The following is a 23,708-nucleotide window of genomic DNA, read 5'->3' as shown; positions in this document are numbered from 1 at the left end:
AGCTGCTATTAAATATTAAAAGCTAAAGCTTAATTTTGCATAGTAGCTACGGCCATCAAAACCATAAGGTACGGCACGTAATGGGTATTTAAATCCGCCATTAGAGATAAAGTTAAGTACTTCATCATCACCTAATTCATCTGGCGTTTCGTCAAATACGTTATCAGCACCAACCGATACAGCAAACGTATCGTTAATTTGGTAAGTCACGTTTAAGTCAACCAATACTGCTGACTCAACCGTGCTGGTAGGCTTAAATGAACCCGTAGGTGATAAAAACCCAGGTAACGAAATATGGTCGTTAGCAAAGTATTTAACATCGGTTTCGCCAAAGTAGTTAAAGCGTATCATTGAACTATAAGCATCGCGCTCATAATCAAAGGTTAACGTACCACGCTCACCTGGTTGGCCGTCTGTTAAAAAGCTGCTTTGTATATCATCAAGCGCGACATTTTTTGGAATACCGGGTGCTGCATTTACATTATCAATTTTAGTTTCGTTTAGGTTACCCGCAAAAGTAATACCTAAGTTACCACCGTCCAGTTCAGTACGGTAAGATGCAATAATATCAACACCTTGCGTAGTTGAATCTAAAGAATTTGAGAAATAGTTTGCTTGCACTGCACCGGTTGCTTGTAATGCAGCAACTGCCTCTGCACTAAATGCCACATCATCTGCTGATAATAAACTACCTAGCGTTATACGGTCTTTAATTTCTACGTGGTAAAAATCAACCGTTAACGAAAGCTCGCTGGTTACATCATAAACAAAGCCTGCGCTTAAGTTTTTAGATGTTTCTAGCTCTAAACTATTAACCCCTAAAGCAGAAGGAAATGCCGAACCTGTGGTTGCTGTAAACGATTGGCTTAACGTGCCGTCTGAGCCTAAGTTAGTGGTAAACGCTGTATAGCCACTTTGTTGTAACGACGGTGCTCTAAAGCCTGTAGATGCAGCAGCGCGCACGGCAAAGTCATCATTAAACTCATAACGCGTTGCTAATTTACCAATTAAATCATCGCCTGCATCCGAGAAATCTTCGTAGCGCAGTGCACCACTTACGTTCCATGCATCGGTGATCATGGTTTCAGCATCTACATAAAATGCATAACTGTCGCGGCTTTGTGAATTTGACGCTTCAGGGCGCAAACCGTTATAAGCTTGAAAACCACACTCTGCAAATTGATTAGGATCGTTAACTGACGGATACGAGGTATCCATATTAGCTAAACCACACGCATAAGAAGCTTCTTCCCCTGGGACTATTTCGTAATTTTCTTTACGGTACTCTGCGCCAAACGACAAATAAAGAGGCTCACTACGACCAATATCTATAATGCCATTAATGTCGGCATTAACTGTAGTTTGATCAAAACGGAAACCACCTGAATACCCACCACTTGGGCCCGCATTAGCCGCTATATCAGCGTCACTCGCATTTGGGTTATTAGCAACATACTCTGCCGCATACGAGGCATTAATGCTGTTACGTGAAGTAAAGTCGTATTGGTTTTCACCATACACCGCCGATACATCGTATCCCCAGTCGGTATTAATTTCGCCTTTAAGTCCAAGTGCAAGTGAAATATCTTGTGCTTCGTTAAAAATCTGCGGTAAAAAACCATCTGCGTATACTTGAGTTACGTTTTTGCCAGCTTCATTAAAGTTTCGGTAAAAACCATTACCTAAAGCGGTACGTTCAGAATAGCCACCAAATGAGTAAAGTTCATTATCGCCACCAACTGGCAGTGCCATATTATAAAATAGTGAGGTAAATTCGCTCTCTGCATTACCTTGGCTCCAGCGTACATCTTTAGAAAGCGTACCAGGTGCTACATCAAGTGAGCCGCCAATATCGCGCTCTGCACGGTTAGTGCTTTGTGCATCACGGTGCTCAAGTGATAGGTTAATAAATCCACCTTCGCTGCCTAAATCAAAACCACGATTTAAGCCAACCGATACTGTTTCGCCATCGCCTTCGCCGGTTTCGCTATATTGTACATAACCTGTAGTAACGCCGGTTGAATTGTTAAGCGATAAGTTAATAACCCCTGCAATAGCATCAGAGCCATACTGTGCTGCAGCGCCATCGCGTAGTACTTCAACACCTTTTAAAGCAACTAGCGGAATCGCATTCATATCGGTGCCCGCTGAACCACCACCAACCGTACTGGTTAAACCAAAAATGGCTTGATTATGACGGCGCTTACCATTTATTAATACTAGTGTTTGATCTGGCTGTAAACCACGTAAAGTGGCAGGTCTAAATAAATCAGAGCCGTCAGATACTTGCGTACGCGAAAAGTTAAATGAAGGTGCGGTTGCTTGTAAGCTTTGCCCAAGTTCGGTAAAGCCACCTTTATTTAGATCGTCCGCGTCAATTAAATCAATAGGAGATGAAGATTCAGTAGAAGTACGATTTGATACGCGTGATCCTAATACTGATATTTGCTCAATATTTTTTACAGCTTTAACCGGTGCTTCTTGTGCGTTAACCATGCTTGGCGCGCTAAAAGCAAAAGCAACGGCAACAGCGAGTGTGTTTAAACGATATGTTGACATAGTGACGACCCTGTTTTGTGTTCTTATAATTTATAAAAGGTTGTTACATACAAACCTTGCTGCCAACATCCTAGAACATATGTAAATAAAAAGATACTAAAATACATAAATAATTAGTCTATGTATGCAAATAACTTCTAAAATAGAAAATTAACACCTTAAATAGATTAAAATACCAGCAACTCGGCATTTTATTTTAAATATTAAAAAGTTAACGTATTGTTTACACTGACCTTCAACTCACTGACTGCTCATTTTACAGCCAAACCATGGTTACTTATCTTTACAGCCTGTAACCTGGTGTTTACAGTGCACTAAAATGGCAGGTTTTTTAGTTTTTATATAAAAAGTAATAACCTCAAAGTATCTAATCGTGCTGATTTTTTAAAATTATAATTAAAACAACTAAATGATTGATCTAAACAGTGCTTTTTTTCGTTACACTATGCCTTAATAGTTATTTCTGAATATTTTGCTTGAAGGAGCATAACGTGTCGCGATTTTCTGCCGTTACCGATAATCCCCATGATGGGCGTTTCAATCAAAAAACAGGCATATTACTCACCAACTTAGGCAGCCCTGATGCGCCAACAGCAAGTGCTTTGCGTACTTATTTACGTGAGTTTTTATCAGATCCACGTATTGTAGAAATACCACGTTTTGTATGGATGATTATTCTCCATGGTATTATTTTACGTATTCGCCCAAAACGCTCTGCCAAGCTTTATGAAAGTATATGGACCGAAAACGGCTCACCACTTACCCATATTACTCGCCAGCAAAGCCTAAAATTAAATGCGCTATTAAAAGAGCATGGCTATACCAATACCGAAGTGGTTATGGCTATGCGTTACGGCAATCCTTCAATTGAAGCTGGGTTGGAACAACTTCGCGATAAAGGCCTTACGCGCATAATTGTATTACCGTTATACCCACAATACTCAAGCCCAACTACGGGCTCAACCTTTGACGCGGTATCAAACGTGCTGCGTAAATGGCGCTGGGTTCCTGAGCTGCATTTTATAAACGGCTATCACAAAAACACGCGTTACATAGAGTCGTTAGCTAACAGTATTAGCGAAGATTTAGCAGCCAATGGTATGCCACAAAAACTCGTTTTTTCGTACCATGGTATGCCTAAACTATTTTTAGAACGAGGCGATCCGTATCACTGTTTATGCCTACAAACCACACGTTTAGTAATCGAAAAGCTTGGCCTTGATAAAGACCAAGTAATAAGTACCTTTCAAAGCCGCTTTGGTAAAGCAGAATGGTTAAAGCCTTATACCGACGCTACCCTTGAAAGCTTTCCTGCACAAGGCATAAAAGATATTGCCATAATTAGCCCCGCGTTTAGTGCTGACTGCTTAGAAACCCTCGAGGAGTTAGAGGGCGAAAACCGTGAAATTTTTGAACATGCCGGCGGTGAGAAATACCGTTACATTGCTGCACTAAACGAGCGAGACGATCACATAGACGCCATGTTTGATATATTAAAACCAATGCTTTAAAGGCAGTAAAAGAGCAGATTTAGGTATCAGGCTTTAGGCTCGAAGCCCTTCGCCTCTTTGTGCATAAATCACTTAACGATCTTTTGCACAAAGAGCAGACAATGAGAGTGAATGAGCAAATATAAAATACATCGTTCTTGCCATTATCATTCCTCTAAAAGCGCAGCGTCTCATACTCTCTTTGTGAATAAGTGGGCTTAAATACTTTTGCACAAAAAGTAGACAATGAGAGTAAATGAGCAAATATAAAATACATCGTTCTTGCCATTATCATTCCTCTAAAAGCGCAGCGTCTCATACCCTCTTTGTGAATAAGTGGGCTTAAATACTTTTGCACAAAAAGTAGACAATTAGAGTGAATGAGCAAATATAAAATACATCGTTCTTGCCATTATCATTCCTCTAAAAGCGCAGCGTCTCATACCCTCTTTGTGAATAAGTGGGCTTAAACACTTTTGCACAAAAAGCAGACAATGAGAGTGAATGAAAAGACACATATAAAATAGATATCAGTAAAAGAAGAAATCTAATATCAGAAAAACATTCGGGCTGCGCCCACACGTGAGCAGCATAGCTGTTTATTTTGCCCTTAGATCGTCGCCCAAATCCTTTTTCTTCTCTAAAGCGCAGCGTCTCATGCCCTCTTTGTGAATTAATAACTTAAAGAGCCTTTGCTCTAAGCTCGATGCCCTTTGCCCGATGCTTTAACCCTTACGGATAATAAATAGCGTTAATACGCCGGCTATAATTCCCCAGCAAGCTGAGCCTACCGACCACAGGGTTAAATCTGACGCGGTGACTAAAAATGTAATTATGGCGGCTTCGCTATATTGTGAGCTATGCAGTGCTTGCTGCAGGCTTGAAGCAATAGTGCCAAATAATGCAATACCCGCTAAAGCTAAAATTAATGCTTGCGGTAAGCTGGCCACTACGGCTACTAATGTTGCTGCGCACAGCGCCATAATAATATAAAAAACGCCACCGGCTATGCTCGCCCAATAACGTTTATCGGGGTTTTTATCTGCATCTTCACTCATACAAATGGCGGCTGTTATGGCAGCCAAATTAATTGAATAGGTGCCAAATGGCGCTGTTACTAAATTAATAAAACCCGTTACATTAAGTGACGCCGAAATTGGCGCTTTATAATTATGGGCTTTTAGTACTGCAATACCGGGTAAGTTTTGTGAGGTCATGGTTACTATATATAAAGGAATACTAATACTAATAAATGCCTGAAAGTTAAAACTTGGGGCTATATAAGCAAAACTACTAGCTTGCCATTGCAAGTTGCTGGTATCAATATGGCCCATATTCCACGCCAGTAATACGCCGGTTATTAGTACACTTAACATAGTAAAACGTGCAAAGTAACGTTTACCTATGCAGTAAACTAATACCATTAAGCCAATCATTAACGGTAATTCGTTCATAAAGTTAAATACGTCAATGCCAAAAGTAACTAATACGCCCGCAAGCATGGCACAGGCAAGCTCACTGGGAATACGGTTCATAACTTTTTCAAACCAGCCCGTCACTCCCGATAAAAATACCAATAGTGCACAGAGCATAAATGCCCCTACGGCCTCATTTAGGTTATAGCCATCGGCGGTAGAAATTAGCAGTGCAGCCCCTGTAGTCGACCACGCAATTAATATAGGCACTTTATAATAATACGATAAAATAATAGAGGTGCTGCCCATTACTAAGCCCAGCATTAAAATCCAGCTGGCTACTAACTCAGGCGTGCCACCAAGCACAATAACCACCTGGTAAATCAGTGCTACTGAGCTGGTAAAGCCAATAATAACGGCCACCAACCCTGCCATTACACGGCTAACTAACTGATCAATCCCTGCCATAAGTTTCTCTATATATTATTGTTATATTTTTAACATACGTGGCAGTTAAATACTTTGCAATTAGCAAGAGGTCTAATTTGAGTGAAAAATAGTCATGTCAGTTTACAGGCATAAAAAAGCGGCTAATTAGCCGCTTAGGTATTATGTAGTTTACAGCCTAAGCTGTTATTTTTTAGACTACAGATTAATGCACTATCATTTTTCGCTGCACAGCGGGCATTAAGCTTTTACCGTCGCCGTCGGTTTTACTAAGTAACTTTAGCCCCATTATTTTTGCCAATACCGGGTAAATATCTAAGTTATTAACTTGCTCAATACTCATACCCTTTTTAAACGCAGGGCCAACAGCTAAAAAGGTTGCTGCCATATCATCGGTATAAGCATAACCGTGGGTGCCTATAGGGCCTGCTTTTTCTGAACTAGCAAATATTGCTGGTGCCGTTGTTTGCACTACAATATCGCCTACACGGGTGCCTTTATTATAATGATAGCCCGCTAACTGCTCAGCCGTTAATACCGTATAACGTCCTTTAGCTGCTTGTTGTAAACGCGCTTTATAGCCCTCAATATCGGCATTAACCGCCTCAGGTTTTGTATAAATAAGTAACCGCGGGCCGGTATTTTTTACTAAAAAGTTGTCATCTTTAGGTAAACTACTAACTAATATACTTTTAGCTGGATCAAGCTGCGCCATACCATGATCCGACACTATCACTAAGTTTACTTCTTGATCTAATTTGCTTAAACGCGCTTGTAACTGCCCCATTAACTCATCGAGTTGTTTAACTGCATCGCGCGTTTGAATCGCATCGGGCCCATATTTATGTCCCATGCTATCTACCAATGAAAAATAACCTGCAACAAACCGCGGGCGCTGCGCTTTAGGTAAACTTAACCACTGCACTATTTGATCAACCCGGTCTTGATAGTCACTATGCTGCGAGTAATGAAAATAGTAGTCAGGGGTCATGCCGTTAAAACGCGCATCCGACTCAGGCCAAAAATAAACTGCCGATTTAAGTCCCTGCATTTTAGCCAAGTTCCACAACGGCGTACCGCTAACCCAAGTACTATCGGTAAAGCCTTTGCCCATGCTATAGCATTCATTATTACGGGCTTTATCACAAAATCTATTGTCAACAATGCCATGATTAACAGGGAGTAAGCCGGTAATAATTGAAAGATGGTTAGGAAACGTTTTGGTAGGATAAACCGGAATCAACTTTTGCGCTCTTACACCGCGATCACCCATTGCTTTTAAATTAGGCGCACCATGTTTTTCTATATAATCCCAGCGCATACCATCAATTGATATAAGTACTACCGTTTGCTCTTTTGCGGCAAACGCATTACTCATCCCTAATAAAAGGCAAACCGATATTGCCTTTACAATCCACTGTTTCATTTTAATACCCTGTTTAACATAACGTTTATTTATAAAATATGTGTGCAAATGAGCACGTTTGGCTCATCTCTACCAAAGCGCTAAAAATTAAAAGCTACGCTTTTCGCGCCAGCAAGCTATGCGCCTACAAAGTAACAGCGCGAGGTAAACTCCCGCCTACCTACAATCACCGCACTTGGCTAACCTTTACCTGACATCTAAAAACCTGCTTTGTAATTCGATCTTAAAGCAATATATTAATTTAAGATACAAACTGATAGATTAAAGCAAATTAATGAAAAACATATGACGATGCGCTAAAACTATGCCTGTCATCAGCTTAAAAAAGGACAAGATGATGATCGATTTTAGTAAAAAAATAACCCCCGCACGTATGTATCGCACTACCGCTAACTTACAAATGGCACTAGAGAGCGATCGGGGCCGAATTATAAACAGCGCCGCTATTCGTCGCCTACAACAAAAAACCCAAGTGTTTCCACTAGAGCGCAACGCCGCGGTACGTTCTCGCCTTACTCACTCGTTAGAAGTACAACAAGTAGGGCGCTTTATAGTACAACGTATTTTTGCATCACTAAGTTATCAGCAGCTGCAAGACTACGGACTCACCGAGCTAGAGCGGCCGTTAGAAAGCCTAGTTGAAATGGCCTGCCTAATGCACGATATAGGCAATCCGCCGTTTGGTCACTTTGGTGAAGCCGCCATAAACCATTGGTTTAATAATAATTTAGCAAGTGTAACCCCCGAGCGCTGTAAACAGCCTAATTCTGGTATTGGGGTTGTTTTTAAAAGCCTAGCACACGACATTTGCAGCTTTGAAGGCAATGCCCAAGGCATACGTATTATTCACTCATTACAATTACTTAATTTAACCTACAGCCAAAGTGCCGGTATTTTAAAATATACCCGCCCTGCAGGGCTCGACAAAAAAGAGATACCACAAAACAAAAATTATTTAATGAAAAAGGTCGGTTACTACTACAGCGAAAAAAAATTTGTAGAGGCACTGCAAACTGCGCTTGAAATTCAGCCGTATTGCCGCCACCCCGCAAGTTATATTATGGAAGCTGCCGATGATATTTCCTATTGCCTAGCCGATATAGAAGACGCCGTAGAAAAAGACATAATAAGCACCGAACTATTATGCCAAAAGCTTAAAAGTCATTATACAAAAGTACTTATAAACCTCACTATCGACGACAGCCAACATCAAGACTTTGTAAATAAAGCCGTAGACTACGCACTTGAGCGTGCCAACGCACAACCTTATAATTTTAATAGTGAATTTTTTATATACTTACGCGTAGCGCTGCTGCATCCGTTAGTTAATCATGTGGCTAAACGCTTTATTAAACACATAGAACCCATTTATCATGGCGATTTTAACCAAGCACTACTTGAGGATCGCAGCTATTTACACGCACTCACCATAACCCTTAAACAAGTGGCGCTTGAATATGTATTTTCAAACAAAGAAGTAGAAAAACTCGAACTACAAGGCTACCGCATTATTAACGGCCTGCTCGATTGTTACAAACCACTGCTATTATTAAGCAGTGACGATTTTAAACGAGCGCTCAATGGCGATTCACGCTTATTAATAGAATCGCGACTGGTTAAAAAGCTTTCTAAAAAGCACTTAAACAGCTATCAGCACGCCATAGATGCAATGCAAGAAGAGCCTGATCACTTTACCGCCTATGAGTTTTATTACCGCTGCCGGTTAATTCAAGATTATATAAGCGGCATGACCGATCAATTTGCCTACGACGAATATCGCAGCCTAATGGTAATTGAGTAGCCCACAGTAGATATATTTTAAATTAGCGCTTAAAATCAAACTATTGATGCTTAAGCGCTACTGAACTTTATGATAAAAATACTCACACGCCTGACCCTTTGTGTTGCCCTATTTTATAGCTTTAATAGCGCAGCCTATAACCAAGCTATGTGCATACTTATAAAACAAGAAATGCAGCAGCACAGTAATAACAAAACGGGCCGCAGCTACCGCAATGCCGCGCGCGACTATAATAAAAATTGCAATAAGCCGGTAGTAACACCAACTCAGCCAAAACCTAAGCCACATGCTATTGTTAATGATCCAGAGCCGCAGAAGGCACTGCCCGAGCCTATTACTGAGTCGGTTAAAGCGCCTATTGTTGAGCCTTTAAAAACACACTCTGAGACAGACAATACCGCGAGTATTAATACCGAGTTACAAGCAAGCCCTAGTCAAACAAGCCAAGTAACAACTGATGAACCTATTGCCAATATTAAAAGTTCGGATGTAAAAAGCACTGATATAAAAAATCCTGTGGCTGAAAGTACACAGGCAAACGCTACAGAAATAAGCGCAGAGCCCATCGCAGCAGCACAAAAGCCGGCAAATATAAAACCTACGCCAGTATCAAAACCAAACACCGAAAGCGCCGCCTCACTACTGCTACCTAGCTTATTATTATTGCTAATAGTACTTATTGGCGTAATGGTTTTAGTACGTATGCGCCGCTCTAAACAAAGTAATTCTGAGGTGGCAACAGTACTGCCAACGAGCCCAGCTGTTACCACACCCGCTCCTAAATCAGTAGTTAAATCAGTAGTTAAATCGGCAGCTAAGCCAAGCCCTAGCGCCGTAAATACGCAAAATACGACAACAGCACAAATTGCGGCAGAATCTGTTTCAATGCAGCAAATTGATGCCGCGCTGGCAAAACCACAAGCAAGTACTAGCGAGCCAGAAACCGTAGCTAAAACAACAAATACAACATTTAGTAATGAAAAACCCAAAACAAAAACAAAAACAAAAGCAGAGCCCAATACCGCAGAGTTTGAAGCCGCGGCTAAAAACACCTTAGAGCGAATAAAAAATGCCAGCGACTTTGCCGAGCCAGAAGTACGCATGTTCGATCCCGATGCACCACTGCCTACTAAAAAGCAGCGCCAACAACAGGTTACTCAACAAGTGCCAGCAGCAATTAATGATCAAACGCCAGCTCAAAATACAATTGAGCCCGCCAATATCAGCCCAGAGCCAATTATTGCGCAGCAACCAACAACGAATATACACCCCCCTGTAAACAGCACCACAGAGCAAGCAACTTCATTTAATACCGAGCACGAATTTAAAGAGCCCGAAGTACGTACTTTCGATCCCGATGCACCGCTACCAGGTAGTAAAGCAAAGCCTGTAATAAAAGCAGATACAAACCAACAGCCAGAACCAGTAGCTGAGCCTAAAGAGCAAAATGTGCAAATAGACAACAGCAACCCATTTGCTAACCTATCGCTGGATGATAGCTGGGATCCAAATTCATCGGTAAAACCTAAAATAGCAGAGAAAAAACGTGAACCTAAATCTCAAGCCCTGATCGAAGCCGAGCAGCGTGCTAAAAATATGCAAACTAAAGAATAGAGTTAAAGGTTTTATACATTGGTAAGTTAAGTGCCAATATAAAATCGCACCTACAAGTAAATCCAAGTACCAAGCTTGATAGGGCGTATTGACCTTGATACGACCCTAGTGCGGTTTACTTTATCGGGGTCGTATCATCTATCTAAAAGCTAAAGCCCGACACCTAAAAGCTGCTCTTTTGCTAAACCTTACCCTCTAACTTTTGCTGCTCTGCGTGTGATGAGCTTACAAGCTGTTTAAAGTAATCGCTTTGTGCTGCGCTCAGTGGCATTTTTTTCCATTGTGCAGTGAGCTCAGTGGCGCGCTGCCCTACCCAATCACTGTGATCCTGATTATTAGCGACAAGCTGCGTCAACATAAGCCCCGACGGAGTTAGCTCTGGCTGTTGTAATAATGGCTTGTAGTGTTGTATCGCCTCACTGTAGCCGCTACCAGCTTGATCAAGTAACTCTGCTATAGCATCTAGCTCTGCAAATAGCTGTTCGCTCCAAGCACTGCGACTAAGCTCACCATTAGCAGTTTCTAGCAGTAAATCAGGGCATCGCCCCTGCTCGGTCACACGGGTATGATTGCGTGCCAAGCGCTGTTGTTCTTGCTCGCCAATTTCTGGGCTATCTTGTAATAAGCAAAACAGTAAAAATGTATCTAAAAAGCGAATTTGAGTGTCATCAATACCTAGCGCCAACATGGGGTTAATATCGAGATTACGTACTTCTATGTATTCAACCCCGCGATCGTTCATAGCCTGCAGTGGTGTTTCACCCGCGTGGGTAACACGTTTAGGGCGAATATCGCTGTAGTATTCGTTTTCAATTTGTAAAATATTATCGTTTAGCTGACGCTTTTCACCATTTACCTCAACCCCTATACGCGTATAAGGTGCATGTGGCGTGTGAAGCGCTTGTGTTAAATCGCGGCTATATTCAGCTAAGTTATTGGTACTTACATTTAAACTCGCTTGGGCATCGTTTTGATAGCCAAAACCACTCATTCGCAACGAAGTTGCATAAGGCATATAAAGCGTATCGCTGCCCAAACTGGCTAACTGATGCGCGCGGCCATCAACAAACGAGCGGCTTAACGCAGGAGATGCACCAAATAAATAAAGCAATAACCAACCATAGCGACGAAAGTTACGGATCAGCGCAAAATACTGGGCAGAACGAAAATCAGCAAGCGAGTCTTGGTTACCCTGTAGAGTTTGATACCCCTGCCAAAAGCTATCCGGTAATGAAAAATTAAAATGAATACCCGCAATACTTTGCATAATACGCCCGTAGCGCATATCTAGCCCACGACGATAAGTGTGCTTCATTTGTCCTTGCACCGAGCTACCATATTGAGCAATAGGCACACTATCATTACCTTGAAGCGCACACGGCATACTTGCTGGCCATATATTTTGCGCGGTTAGTTCAGTGGCAGTATAACGGTGCAATTGTTGTAAAAAGTCGAGTGTGTCATCAATACTTTCAACTGCTGGGGTAATAAACTCCAATAACGACTCTGAGTAATCTGTAGTGATATGAGGATGAGTTAGCGCCGAGCCTAAATTATAAGGATGAGGGTTTTGTGCCAACAAACCATCTGTAGTTACTCGTAAAGCTTCCTTTTCGATACCCCTTTTAATATGCGCCAATGGTTGGATCAAATCAGCATTGGCTAACTGTGTTAGGCGTGGAGTTAGGGATAACGTCATAAAAACCTCTGTAATAATTCAGTTAATCAGGAAGTTCCCCTGATCCTTTTTACTTGTGCTGCTTTCGCGCCTTAACCTAGGCATACGATTACTGTGCTAGTAAAAATAAGTAGAGCATTATATTTCTTATGCATTAATAAATAATCCCCTCATTGTGTAAATGACTTTTACTAAGTGGTAATAGTGCCAAAGGCGAAGTGCAAATTTAAAAAGCAATCTAAAAGGTTAAAAACTAAAGCGGCTAAGTTGACCCAAAACTCTCACTGTAAATATTAAACCTAAAGCGCGAGCTAAAATGACATCTAAAAATGGCCCTTTAACACCGAGCTTGGCAAGTTTTTAGCAGATTACTAATACCTGCTATTTATAACGCTGGCCCTCCCTATTTAATGAGAATAATGCTACAATATCAAAAGCTAAAAACATTTTTGTGTAAACAAACCCATGTTTATTATCGCTTATTATTTTACCTATTAAAAAATGAAAACCAGTTCATACTTAGCAGCAGAGTAACTACTATCCCATGCTCTAGTGCATAACTTACAATAACGACCTAACCCAGCCCTTAGCTACAAATGAGAATAATATATGTTTTTGATTGATCAAATAATATTGTTAGCCGCGGTATTAATTTTACTGGGTATTGTATCCAGTAAATTATCAGCTCGTCTCGGTTTGCCTGTACTGGTAATGTTTTTAATGGTCGGTATGCTCGCTGGTGAAGATGGCCCCGGAGGCATATTTTTTGACAATGCAGCAGCGGCGCATTCTTTAGGTACGCTCGCATTAGCAATGATATTATTTGATGGCGGTTTGCAAACGCCCTTAAAAGCGATAAAAAAAGTCTGGAAACCCGCCTCCGTGTTGGCCACCCTTGGGGTACTAATTACCAGCGCAGTAACTGGAGTTGCTGCCGCATACATGCTTGATATTCCTTTGCTACAAGGCTTATTGTTTGGCGCTATTGTAGGCTCAACCGATGCCGCAGCCGTATTTGCGCTACTGCGTAATGCCGGTATTCATTTAAACACCAAACTAAAAGCCACCCTCGAAATAGAAAGTGCCTCAAACGACCCCATGGCAATATTTTTAACCGTAGGCTTACTAGAGGTTCTGGTAAACGACATGAAGCTAGGCACAGGCCTATTACTCATGTTTGTATCACAAATGGGCTTAGGCGCATTAGTCGGCTTAGCCGTGGGTTGGAGCTCTGTTAAATTAATTAATAAAATTCAATTAGTTGCTACCGGTTTGTATCCGGTATTGGTTGCTGCGTGTGGTTTACTCTCATTTGGTATTACCGCAAACATTGGTGGTAGCGGGTTTTTAGCGGTATTTATTACCGGTGTGGTTATTGGCAACAGCCGTTTTGTGTTTCAGCGCAGTACGTTTTTATTCCACGACGGGTTAGCTTGGTTAGGTCAAATTACCATGTTCGTGGTGTTGGGCTTATTAATAAACCCAACCTCGTTATTAGATGTGTGGTTTGAGGGACTGATCATTGCATTAGTGCTTATATTTATTGCTCGCCCTTTGGCGGTTATTCCGGTGTTAGCGCTATTTGGTTTTAAAGCGCGTGAAATCACCTTAGTGTCTTGGGTTGGGCTACGCGGCTCAGTCCCTATTATTTTAGCAATATTTCCTCTTATGTTTGGCCTGCCTGGCGCCGAACTCATATTTAACGTAGTATTTTTTGTGGTGTTAATTTCAGCCACACTGCAAGGCTCAACGCTTGCTTTAATGGCCCGCAAACTAAAGCTTACTTTACCACCGCCAGTGACTCCCGCAGCCACGTTAGAGATCACTGCTTTAGGCGATGTTGACGCCGATATTGTTGAATACACCATAGGCAAAATGTCACGCGCTGTTGGCCGTCGTTTATCGCAATTAGCACTACCCGATAGCACAGTAATGGCAATGATCAGTCGTAATAATAATATTATTGCCCCGCGCGGCTCTACGTTATTACAGGCAGACGATCAGCTATTTATGGTACTAAAACCGCATACCCGCGAGTTTGTTGACTGTGTTTTTTCAAGCACGATTGATCAAGATATTACCGAGCTTTCGGCAAAAGAGCTAAGAGTTAAAGGCAATACCAGCGTAGCCAGCATAGCCTATTCTTACGATATTCATATTGCGGCTGAACCAAACGATACGCTAGAGCAAGTACTAAAAACCTCGCTAAACAGCTTACCTAAGGTAGATGACTTTATTGAACTTGATGACGTAAAACTCACTATTTGTGAAATGGTTGGCGACCGTATTATTACCGTTGGTATTATAATTACCCTAGATGAAAGCCTAGAAGAATAAAGAGCTTACCATGGCTTTTAAGTAGTAAATTACATTTAATACAGCTATTAGCTAACAGCCTTACACGGCTGTTAGCTTTAAAAGCGCAACGTTAAGGTTGTAGTAACAGTGAGGTAAGTCGTTGCAACCCTTTACCTTTATTAGTTATTTTCCAGGCAATAAATAGATCTTGGCAAGGTCGTTGCTCGGTTAGCTTTACCTCCACTAACTGCCCCGACCCTATATACTGCTCAATTAAACGCTTGGGTAAATAACCAATACCTATACCGGCAATAATAGCCGCAATTTTTTGCGCAACAGAGCTAACAAAAAAGCGCTGGGTGCCCTCTATTATATTTGCCGACCATGGAATTTCTTGCTCTGCAGAGTCGTGTACTATCACACTGCGGTACTGAGCAAGGCTACTCATATCGAGTGGTTGCTGCTGCGTTGCTAACGGGTGCGTGCTATTTACCACAAGTACACTTTGATACTCATCTATTTTAACCGCGCGAATGCCTTTTTGGTTCGGCACTGGCGACGGCGCGCCAATAACTAAATCAACTTTATCTTCAATCAGCACTTCCCAGCTGCCGTTCATTACCTGTTCTTGTACATCTATTTCAATATTTTTATGCTCTACTAAAAACTGCTCTATACTGGTAAATATCGGTTTTATATCAATAATAGAATCCAAAGCAATACGAATTTTTGGCTCCCAGCCGTTCGCAATTGTTTGTGTTTGCTCCGACAATGAATTAATCGCCGTAAGCAACTTGCGCCCCTCGGTCAGTAAATGTTTGCCCGCAGGAGTCAACACAGCACGACGCCCCTGACGCTGAAACAAAGTCACGTTTAATTGCTCTTCTAGTTTTTGTACTATGTAGGACAGCGCCGAAGGTACTTTATTTAATTGCTCTGCGGCTGCCGCATAACTGCCACGATGCTCAATAGCGTCAAGCACCAGTAACGCTTCAATACTAATAGGAGGTGTACTCATGGTTTTTTTCATCCAAATAACAACTATTCAAATTATTTGAACATATCAAGCAAATAATAGGCGTTATTTAATTACATAACAACAACTACAATGGCTACATACTCAATTAAACATACTTACTTAACATCAATAAGGGCAAAAATTATGACTATTAAAAATATTGCTAATGTTATCACTAAAACTGAACAATCACTGGCTGCAGTACCACTGCGCGTTATTGCAGGTATTATTTTTGCCGCTCACGGTGCACAAAAATTATTTGCATGGTTTGGTGGTTATGGCTTAGAAGGCACAGGACAATGGATGGAATCAATTGGCCTAGCACCAGGGTTTTTAATGGCCTTAATGGCAGGTAGTGCAGAATTTTTTGGTGGCTTATTTTTAATTGTTGGTCTACTAACAAGACCTGCTAGCTTTGTACTGGCTATTACTATGGTTGTGGCTATATTTACCACTCACATTGATAACGGCTTATTTATGAGCAACAACGGTTACGAATTTGGCCTAGCGCTATTAGCAATCACACTGGCTTTAGTTATCCAAGGTGGCGGTAAATTCTCACTTGATAACGTAATTAACCGTAACTTAAACAAAGCGTAATATTAGTTATTTAAAACACACACCACATAGCTATGCGGTGTGTTTATGCATTTACAGCACATTAAGGAGTTAATAATGGGATTAATCGTAGACGGAAAATGGGTTGACCAATGGTACGACACCAAAAAATCTGGCGGTAAGTTTGAGCGCCAAGCAAGCCGCTTTACCCAACAAATTTCAAACGCCGCCGATAGCAAATTTAAACCCGAAGCGGGACGTTACCATTTATATGTGTCGCTAGCTTGCCCATGGGCACACCGCACCATGATAATGCGTAAATTAAAGCAACTCGAAAACGTAATTACACTTAGCGTAGTAAAGCCCGAAATGCTCGAAAATGGCTGGGAATTTGGTGAGCACGGCGATCCGCTTTATAACCTAGATTACGCCTACCAATTGTATTTAAAAGCCGATGCCAATTACGAAGGCCGCGCCACTATTCCTATTTTATGGGATAAAAAAACCCATACTATAGTTAATAACGAATCATCAAACATCATGCGCATTTTAAATACCGCGTTTAACGAGCTAACCGGCAATACCGACGACTACTACCCGCAAGCACTACAAGCAGAAATCGACAGCGTAAACGAGCGCATTTACAACACGGTAAATAACGGCGTATATAAAGCAGGCTTTGCCACCACGCAAAGTGCTTATAACAGCGCTTACCATGCATTATTCGAAAGCCTAGACTGGTTAGAGCAACGCCTAGCTACACAGCGCTACTTAGTTGGTGAGCAAATTACCGAAGCCGATTGGCGCTTATTTACTACTTTAGTGCGCTTTGACGCTGTGTATCATGGCCACTTTAAGTGTAATCAGCAAAAAATTAGCGAATACCCTAACCTATATAACTATGTCACTGAGCTGTACCAAGTACCAGGCATTAAAGACACTGTTGACTTGGAATACACCAAAATACACTACTACGCCAGCCACAAAACTATTAACCCCACCGGCGTAGTACCGCTAGGGCCTAAAACACAATTTGAGCAACCGCACGATCGCGACCGCCGGTATTAATCGGGCTTAGAGCTTCGGCAAAATTATGCCGAAGCTCTAAAGTAAGTAAACAACCAGTAAAAATTCACAAAGAGGGTATGAGGCGCTGCGCTTTAGAGAAAAAACAATCCACGGTCAGTTTCCAGTTAGCCCTCTGCTCGTAGCTTTTATTTACTAACAAATATAATGATGTAACACTAAACCCATATTGCGCAGAACGAGCTAATAAATGAAACTAGGACGAAATGATCCCTGCCCATGTGGCAGTGGCAAAAAGCACAAACATTGTTGTATGAACACTGTATCTACTAAACAGCATGCACAAATATTTGATGACATAACGCAAACTTTAGCCATGAATCCAGAGTTAAGTTTAGATGAGCTAAACCTTGTCGCAGAACAAACAATAGCTGCGCGAAACAACCAAGCCGATAGTGATTTTTGCGGGCTTTGCCCAACGCAAATATCTAATTGGCTCTATGCCCCGTTCAACGAATTAACAAAAGTTACTTTTAATACTCCAGCAGATTTATCAAGTAGCCCAGTGATGAGCTATTTAGCATTAATTTTTACTGAAGCCATGCAACAAGGCGGCTCAATTAAAGCAACGGCTAAAGGCAATTTACCTGCTAAATTAGTCAAACAAGCCTCTGAGCTACTACCTAACTTTGCTGTTTCTAAATACCCCATCCATATCAGTATTAGTGAATTTGCAGGCAGTAACGAAGATAAGTTTAACGCCCTACACTACACGCGTACTTTGGCTGATGTTGCCGGTATTATTTACTATAAAAGTGGCCATTTTCATATTAAAAAATCGGTGCAAAAGCTGTATCAAACCCAGGGGATTAATGCTTTTTACCTCCCTATGCTCGAAGCCGCCATCATGCAATACAATTGGCGTTACTTCGACAGCTTTACCGATAGCGTGGATCTGCGCGCATTTTGGCTATTTATGCTGTGGCGACTACAAAAACATGCCTCGGTCGAGCAACTAATTGACGAAGTCATTACCGCATTCCCAGCGTTACTTAGTCACGCTCCAGCGTCTCAATACTCAAGTCCGAGTGAGCTATTAGGCAGACTGATTGAATCTCGATTCATCAATCGCTTTTTAGAATTTTGGGGATTTGTTAGCATCGATCCAAAGCGTAGGGGAAATGCCAATATACAGCCATTGCTAACGCAAACCTTTCAGTTTGCAATTTAGTACCACACATACAATTATTATTCGCCTCACACAATGAGGCGAATAGTATAACTAATTGCCTCATTGCGCTAAGCCCGAAACCTTTAAATTGTAGGCGGGGGCTTACCTCGCGCCTAGGCTTTTAATTGCAAATTTGAGTTATATGTCGCGTTGGCGACGGCAGCTAAAGCTTTATGTTATTTAACACTTGATTGCAATATAACTTAAATACATCAAATGCTTGCTGCCAATTAAGGCTATTATTGCCATAAACCATAGGTACTACATATTGGTTAAAGCGTTCTTCATATAATGTATTGGTTTGTAGTAAGCTTAAGCCAAACTTCAGTTCAGCAATCGGACTTTTCATAAATTCAGCGTGTTGGTTTGAGTAACGCGTTAAGTCTTCCGCAATAACTTTACTTACCAAAGACATTACGTCAGAAGCACTCGCAAGCCCAGCTTGTTGAATATAATACGTATCATAAATATGGCGTATTAATGCAGGATCATCATCTCTTATATTATCGCGCGCAAAACTTGCTGTTCGCCTCAACATAGAGACTAGCTTTTCCGCTTGTGTACTCTTAATACTCGAAAACCCCATTAGCGCAACTTCAGGAGGCTTTTGAGTGACCTCATTCATTAAAGAACATATATCTCTACTCACTACTTGATCATAAAGCAAGGTCTCTATCAGCTCTAACTTAATAAACGGCCTTAGGCATGGAACTTTTGAATGTGCTTGAGGATAACGTATATCAATTTGTTGATAACGATATTCATCATAAATAGTAGGGCGGTTTTCTACCGAAAAAGAGTTGTGCAGACTAATGGCATTAAGTAATTGAAGATGTAACTCTTTCCTAGCCTTTCTTTTTTGTGTTTTTGAAATATTAGCAAACACATCTGTAGGTATGATTTTAATATCAATGTCTTCAGACATTCGATGAGTTTTAATGCCCGACTTTGTTAATGCGGTACCACCAGAAAAAACCAATAAGTGCGTATCAAAAGACAATTCAGAAAGTAGTTTTAGTAATGCAACAACATAATAATCTTTTTCAACAATAGCAGGGTTACCCATACCAAGAGCATCGGCAACATCTAAAAACAGGTCACTATCAATTAGCATTAATAGCACTATTATTTACGACAATTTTGCGTTTAAAGCGATTATTTGTAATTATTTTCAGAGACGCTGGAATTTGCAAGCTTTCACCATTGATACTACGTTGTGAAAACTCATCAAATTTGTAGTCAACACCTAGCTTTTCAATCGCTTCTAATATAACACCATCAGCTCCCGCAGGAGATGCCGGCATTAACTTACCCGTAATGCGATTTTCTCTCGCTTTAGTGTAAAGCCCATAACCAATACGCAATAAATGACCATTATCAACCAGCTTTTTTAATACCCGGCCAACTTGGTCGTAACCAGCAATATCTGCAAAATCAGCACGATCAAAAACATAACGCTTTGAGCGGTTTATTCTTGTTGTTACTTTACTTGCTATTGTCATAATAAATACCCTCGTTTCTTGTATTAAATATAGCAAATATACGACACCTTAACAACGCAAACATACGACATTTAATAATAGATTGGGTAAGGTAGCTATCAACACTTAATTTGCTGACGCGAAAAGCCTAGCTTTTAAATTGTAGGCAAGAGTTTACCTCGCGTTTAGGCTTTTAATTGCAAGTATTAGTTATATGTCGCGTTGTCGATGACTTTAAAGCTTCCTAATCAACATTAAAGCCTTAATCGTATTGCTATTAGGTACATCAGTGATATCCTATCCACACGCATGATTGAATGGAAGCCTCATGATTTTAAAAGATAAAATACTCACCACCAGTAACTCTGCAAAAATACAAGCAGGCCAAAAACAAGAGCTCGACGTGGCATTTTATTTACGCCGTGCATTTAAAGATCACCCTCAAGTTTTTGTGTTTAACGACCTCAAATTTAAACACAACGACGAAACAGCTCAAATAGACCACCTTATTGTATATACCTACGGCTTTATTCTCATCGAATCTAAAAGCATTACAGGGGAAGTAACGATTAATGAACATCAAGAATGGAGCCGAAGTTACCGTGGTAACTGGCAAGGTATGCCCTCACCAATAAAGCAAGTTGAGCTACAACTAGCAGTACTAAAAAGCCTATTACGAGCCAATGCCCCATTATTACTGCCAAAAATATTTGGTAAACTACAACAAGGCTTTGGTGGCCGAGAATGGCAAAGTGTTTGTGCAATATCGAGCAATGCTATTATCAACAGGGATCACACACCAAAAGCAACACAAGAGCGGTTAGTTAAATCAGAATTCATAGCTGATAAACTACTACAAATGATGAAACTACCCGCATCGACACCTAATGCTTTACATTTTTTATCCACTAACGTTAGACCATGGTTTAACGAAGAAAGTTTGGGCAAAATTTGCCAATTTATTTTAGAGAAAAACATATCACTTAGTTCACAAAATCATTCAAATGCCACGACACAAATAAATGAACTTAAACCGCCCTATCAACAAGTAGTAACGCATACTGAACCTGTTATTGAGGCACAGACCGAGCCTGAAGTAACACTAAGCAAAGAGATAGTTTTAACGTGTAAACAGTGTAATAGCTCAGCCAGTTTACAACCACGTTCTGGTCGCTATGGTTACTTTGTTACCTGTGGCATTTGCGAAGCTAATACACCAATGAAAGCTCCTTGCCCGCAATGTTCTAACGCCCATACTAAAGCAAGTAAGCGTAAGGATAGTTACTCATTAGTGTGCGGGAATTGTGACGAGACTGTGCCAATTCGGTTTTAGTTATAAAATTTATAATATAACTTAGCCATTTGAAAGTATTGATCTTATTTTCATAAAAATTTGTGTATCATGGCGCTTAATCAAAGCTTTTAGGTTTGCACTTGGTAAAAGTGCGATATTTACCCTTATATGGAAATAAATATATGTTAAAGAAACTCACTATAACTGCCGCTTTCTTATCCATTTTATCTGGTTGTACTATACAAAACTCATTCCCTGTGGAATACCATAAAAAAACAATTGAAAATGTTGAGGTTAAAAATATCGACTCTATTGGTGTAACCCAATGGAGAGATAAAAGAAACCTTGCCACTGTTAAAGATGAATTAGCAGAAAAAGCAGTTATGCGGATGGGCCCTGCAACAATCGGCATGACAAGTGATGGACAGGAATTTGTAAGAGTTGCTGACTTTATAAGAAATGCCTTTATTAATGAGCTTCAATCTTTAGGTGTAAATGCAAAAAAGATTGACATAATACCTGCATCTAGTGATGCGAAGCTATTAAGTAATATCGCAATAAATAATCAAGTAGAAATGTTAATTTCTGCAGACCTTATGAGTTTTGATGTTAATTGTCATGGTGCATGGACTTTAGACTGCAATAGAAATGTTTCTTTTTCACTTTCATTAGTAAATAAGCTAGGGGAAGAATTAATTACACGTGAATTATTTGATGCAACTATGGCCAATAATGAAGGTATGGGAGTTCTCCATAAAACATTATTAGATCAATTAACTAACGAAGTTATGCGCAGCGCTTTAAAAAAAGCTGTAATTAGAACTGTTGAAGAAATTAATAAACAATCTAAATAACTAAAGAAAAAGTCGCGTTGGCGACGGCAACCAAGGGGCGCTCTTTACCAAGTTAAAGCGCCGACCGCCCCTTGGAACCACACGGCGCCCCGAGGATCACACTATCTCCTCAATTGTAATTAATGATATGAACGTAATCAGCGTAGATAGGCCATCCGTGGCCAAGCTACGCTTTATCGCGCATTGCCTAAAGGGATTTAGGTACTTGGAATTTGTCGGGAACAAAATTCCGCCATGCGCAGCTATTACTCATCATTAATTCAATTTCTGGTGTGATCACGGGGAAATATCTCAGCGTCAGCCTTCAAATTGTAGGCGGGAGTTTACCTCGCGCTTTGTTTTTAGATCCGAGTTTAATTCGCGTAGTGCTTTGCATAACTCCTTAAAAACTCTGTTTTCTAAATGGGGTTTTCAACCATTGTCTATAGTCTTTATCCAATTGCGGAAAATGCTGATACAGCATATTTTTTAACTCTGCTGCAGTGAGTTTACTGCATGGCGATTTTTGCTCGGCTAGCATGATGCTTTTTAAAAACTGTTTGCCTTTATTAGAATCCATCATAAAATATATAGCAGCCCAACTGCTCGCATAAAGTTTAGTGTCATCGCCTGTTTGCCACGTGTCATCTAAACCTATCAACCAATTAATAGTAAAAACACTTTGCGCTACGCGCTTATTATTTACCCAGCCAGGATGTGGCTCAACACTAACTAGTTGCATGCTGTTTTTGGTATATTCAAAATACTCAGCTAACCCCTCATTGAGCCAGCGAGGAGTAGAGCCTAATATTGCTTTGTTAACCGCATGCACCGCTTCGTGTACCGCTGTGCGCATAGCACTTTGCTCATTTCTATAATTTATTAAAGCTGAGTTGGTAGAATGAAAATACATACCATCGGTGTTTGTTGGATCGGCCCCGCGCAGTTTAATTGCTTGCTCATAGCTTCTTCGTGTTGCAAATACAGTTAAATTTAACCTTACTTTTTTTAATGCATCAACACCTATAATTTGACCATACACCTTAAAAACAGTATTCAATTTTATACGTAACTCTTCAGTAAACGAGGGCGGTAAGTTAGCTGCATGTAGCGTTAATTCAAAGTAATCGAGCGGCTCAACAAAGTCTGTGTCGAGTGTTGCGGCCTCAAAGTCAGGCTTTTCATCACTAAAATGTGGCACGCCATTACTATCTGTCCAAGTGTAAATATTGCCATTACGCTTATATTTAACCTTACCTAATGACACATCTACACAGCGCGTAGTGTCGGCTTGTGGTAAATGTTTTTGCATTGCAGTTTTAGCAGAAAGTGACGGAGCGGCAATCGTTTTAATAGCGGTTAGTTCAGACTCTTCAGCCATTTCGATTTTAGTTTTTATATCTTCGTAAATAGCCCTAACACTGCCAATAGGATCATGATAATTAAATACCCGTCCTGTCAAATGATTAGCAATAAGTGCCGATGCAATTAACAGCACAATAAATACAAATAGCACTCGCCATTGTGTGTTTAACATAT

At 40.7% G+C, this 23,708-nt stretch carries 17 protein-coding genes; 9 read left to right on the top strand and 8 right to left on the bottom strand.

Annotated elements, in window-relative coordinates; all coding sequences use genetic code 11:
- Positions 1–15: 15 nt before the first annotated feature.
- Positions 16–2,559 (bottom strand): TonB-dependent receptor plug domain-containing protein, encoded by a 2,544-nt coding sequence (locus PNIG_RS17145; protein ID WP_089369060.1) that lies wholly within the window; start codon positions 2,557–2,559, stop codon positions 16–18.
- A gap of 491 nt (positions 2,560–3,050) precedes the next feature.
- Between PNIG_RS17145 and hemH the strand changes: the two genes are divergently transcribed.
- Positions 3,051–4,070, top strand: coding sequence for a ferrochelatase (gene hemH / locus PNIG_RS17140; RefSeq protein ID WP_011329752.1), 1,020 nt, complete (start codon positions 3,051–3,053; stop codon positions 4,068–4,070).
- 704 nt (positions 4,071–4,774) lie between these two features.
- Here the strand turns inward: hemH and PNIG_RS17135 are convergent.
- Positions 4,775–5,932, bottom strand: coding sequence for a benzoate/H(+) symporter BenE family transporter (locus tag PNIG_RS17135; RefSeq protein ID WP_089369059.1), 1,158 nt, complete (start codon positions 5,930–5,932; stop codon positions 4,775–4,777).
- 184 nt (positions 5,933–6,116) lie between these two features.
- Positions 6,117–7,337 (bottom strand): alkaline phosphatase family protein, encoded by a 1,221-nt coding sequence (locus PNIG_RS17130; RefSeq protein WP_089369058.1) that lies wholly within the window; start codon positions 7,335–7,337, stop codon positions 6,117–6,119.
- 334 nt (positions 7,338–7,671) lie between these two features.
- Between PNIG_RS17130 and dgt the strand changes: the two genes are divergently transcribed.
- Both dgt and PNIG_RS17120 read left to right on the top strand, forming a co-directional pair.
- On the top strand, positions 7,672–9,138 hold the full coding sequence (gene dgt / locus PNIG_RS17125; protein ID WP_089369057.1) for a dGTPase: 1,467 nt from the start codon (positions 7,672–7,674) through the stop codon (positions 9,136–9,138).
- A gap of 69 nt (positions 9,139–9,207) precedes the next feature.
- Positions 9,208–10,752, top strand: coding sequence for a hypothetical protein (locus PNIG_RS17120; RefSeq protein ID WP_089369056.1), 1,545 nt, complete (start codon positions 9,208–9,210; stop codon positions 10,750–10,752).
- 181 nt (positions 10,753–10,933) lie between these two features.
- Here PNIG_RS17120 and gshA read toward each other — a convergent pair whose 3' ends face one another.
- Positions 10,934–12,451: a glutamate--cysteine ligase gene (gene gshA / locus PNIG_RS17115; RefSeq protein WP_011329747.1), complete on the bottom strand. Its 1,518-nt coding sequence runs from the start codon at positions 12,449–12,451 to the stop codon at positions 10,934–10,936.
- A gap of 588 nt (positions 12,452–13,039) precedes the next feature.
- On the opposite strand from gshA, the gene PNIG_RS17110 reads away from it, so the two are divergent.
- Positions 13,040–14,767 (top strand): potassium/proton antiporter, encoded by a 1,728-nt coding sequence (locus PNIG_RS17110; protein ID WP_089369055.1) that lies wholly within the window; start codon positions 13,040–13,042, stop codon positions 14,765–14,767.
- 91 nt (positions 14,768–14,858) lie between these two features.
- Here PNIG_RS17110 and PNIG_RS17105 read toward each other — a convergent pair whose 3' ends face one another.
- Positions 14,859–15,746: a LysR substrate-binding domain-containing protein gene (locus PNIG_RS17105; RefSeq protein WP_089369321.1), complete on the bottom strand. Its 888-nt coding sequence runs from the start codon at positions 15,744–15,746 to the stop codon at positions 14,859–14,861.
- 144 nt (positions 15,747–15,890) lie between these two features.
- Here PNIG_RS17105 and PNIG_RS17100 point away from each other — a divergent pair, with 144 nt between their 5' ends.
- From PNIG_RS17100 to PNIG_RS17090, 3 genes are all read left to right on the top strand, one after another.
- Complete coding sequence (locus PNIG_RS17100; protein WP_058374694.1) at positions 15,891–16,346, top strand: DoxX family protein; 456 nt, start codon at positions 15,891–15,893, stop codon at positions 16,344–16,346.
- A gap of 75 nt (positions 16,347–16,421) precedes the next feature.
- Positions 16,422–17,372: a glutathione S-transferase family protein gene (locus PNIG_RS17095; RefSeq protein ID WP_089369054.1), complete on the top strand. Its 951-nt coding sequence runs from the start codon at positions 16,422–16,424 to the stop codon at positions 17,370–17,372.
- A gap of 208 nt (positions 17,373–17,580) precedes the next feature.
- On the top strand, positions 17,581–18,561 hold the full coding sequence (locus PNIG_RS17090) for a YecA family protein (RefSeq protein WP_086996885.1): 981 nt from the start codon (positions 17,581–17,583) through the stop codon (positions 18,559–18,561).
- Positions 18,562–18,724: 163 nt separating this feature from the next.
- Here PNIG_RS17090 and PNIG_RS17085 read toward each other — a convergent pair whose 3' ends face one another.
- Both PNIG_RS17085 and PNIG_RS17080 read right to left on the bottom strand, forming a co-directional pair.
- Positions 18,725–19,675, bottom strand: a complete 951-nt coding sequence (locus tag PNIG_RS17085) for a nucleotidyl transferase AbiEii/AbiGii toxin family protein (RefSeq protein WP_041454885.1) — start codon at positions 19,673–19,675, stop codon at positions 18,725–18,727.
- Positions 19,665–20,063, bottom strand: coding sequence for a DUF6088 family protein (locus PNIG_RS17080; RefSeq protein ID WP_011329741.1), 399 nt, complete (start codon positions 20,061–20,063; stop codon positions 19,665–19,667). The genes PNIG_RS17085 and PNIG_RS17080 overlap by 11 nt, the downstream gene beginning before the upstream one ends.
- Before the next feature lie 307 nt (positions 20,064–20,370).
- On the opposite strand from PNIG_RS17080, the gene PNIG_RS17075 reads away from it, so the two are divergent.
- Both PNIG_RS17075 and PNIG_RS17070 read left to right on the top strand, forming a co-directional pair.
- A complete protein-coding gene (locus PNIG_RS17075) occupies positions 20,371–21,375 on the top strand; it encodes a nuclease-related domain-containing protein (RefSeq protein ID WP_089369053.1) in 1,005 nt (334 codons plus the stop codon).
- Between the two features lie 143 nt (positions 21,376–21,518).
- Positions 21,519–22,190, top strand: coding sequence for a hypothetical protein (locus tag PNIG_RS17070; protein ID WP_089369052.1), 672 nt, complete (start codon positions 21,519–21,521; stop codon positions 22,188–22,190).
- Positions 22,191–22,572: 382 nt separating this feature from the next.
- On the opposite strand, the gene PNIG_RS17065 is transcribed toward PNIG_RS17070, so the two are convergent.
- Positions 22,573–23,706, bottom strand: coding sequence for a DUF1570 domain-containing protein (locus tag PNIG_RS17065; RefSeq protein WP_089369051.1), 1,134 nt, complete (start codon positions 23,704–23,706; stop codon positions 22,573–22,575).
- Between the last annotated feature and the right edge of the window lie 2 nt (positions 23,707–23,708).

Source organism: Pseudoalteromonas nigrifaciens, assembly GCF_002221505.1.
Classification (GTDB): domain Bacteria; phylum Pseudomonadota; class Gammaproteobacteria; order Enterobacterales; family Alteromonadaceae; genus Pseudoalteromonas; species Pseudoalteromonas nigrifaciens.
This window is presented reverse-complemented; position numbering and strand designations above follow the sequence as displayed.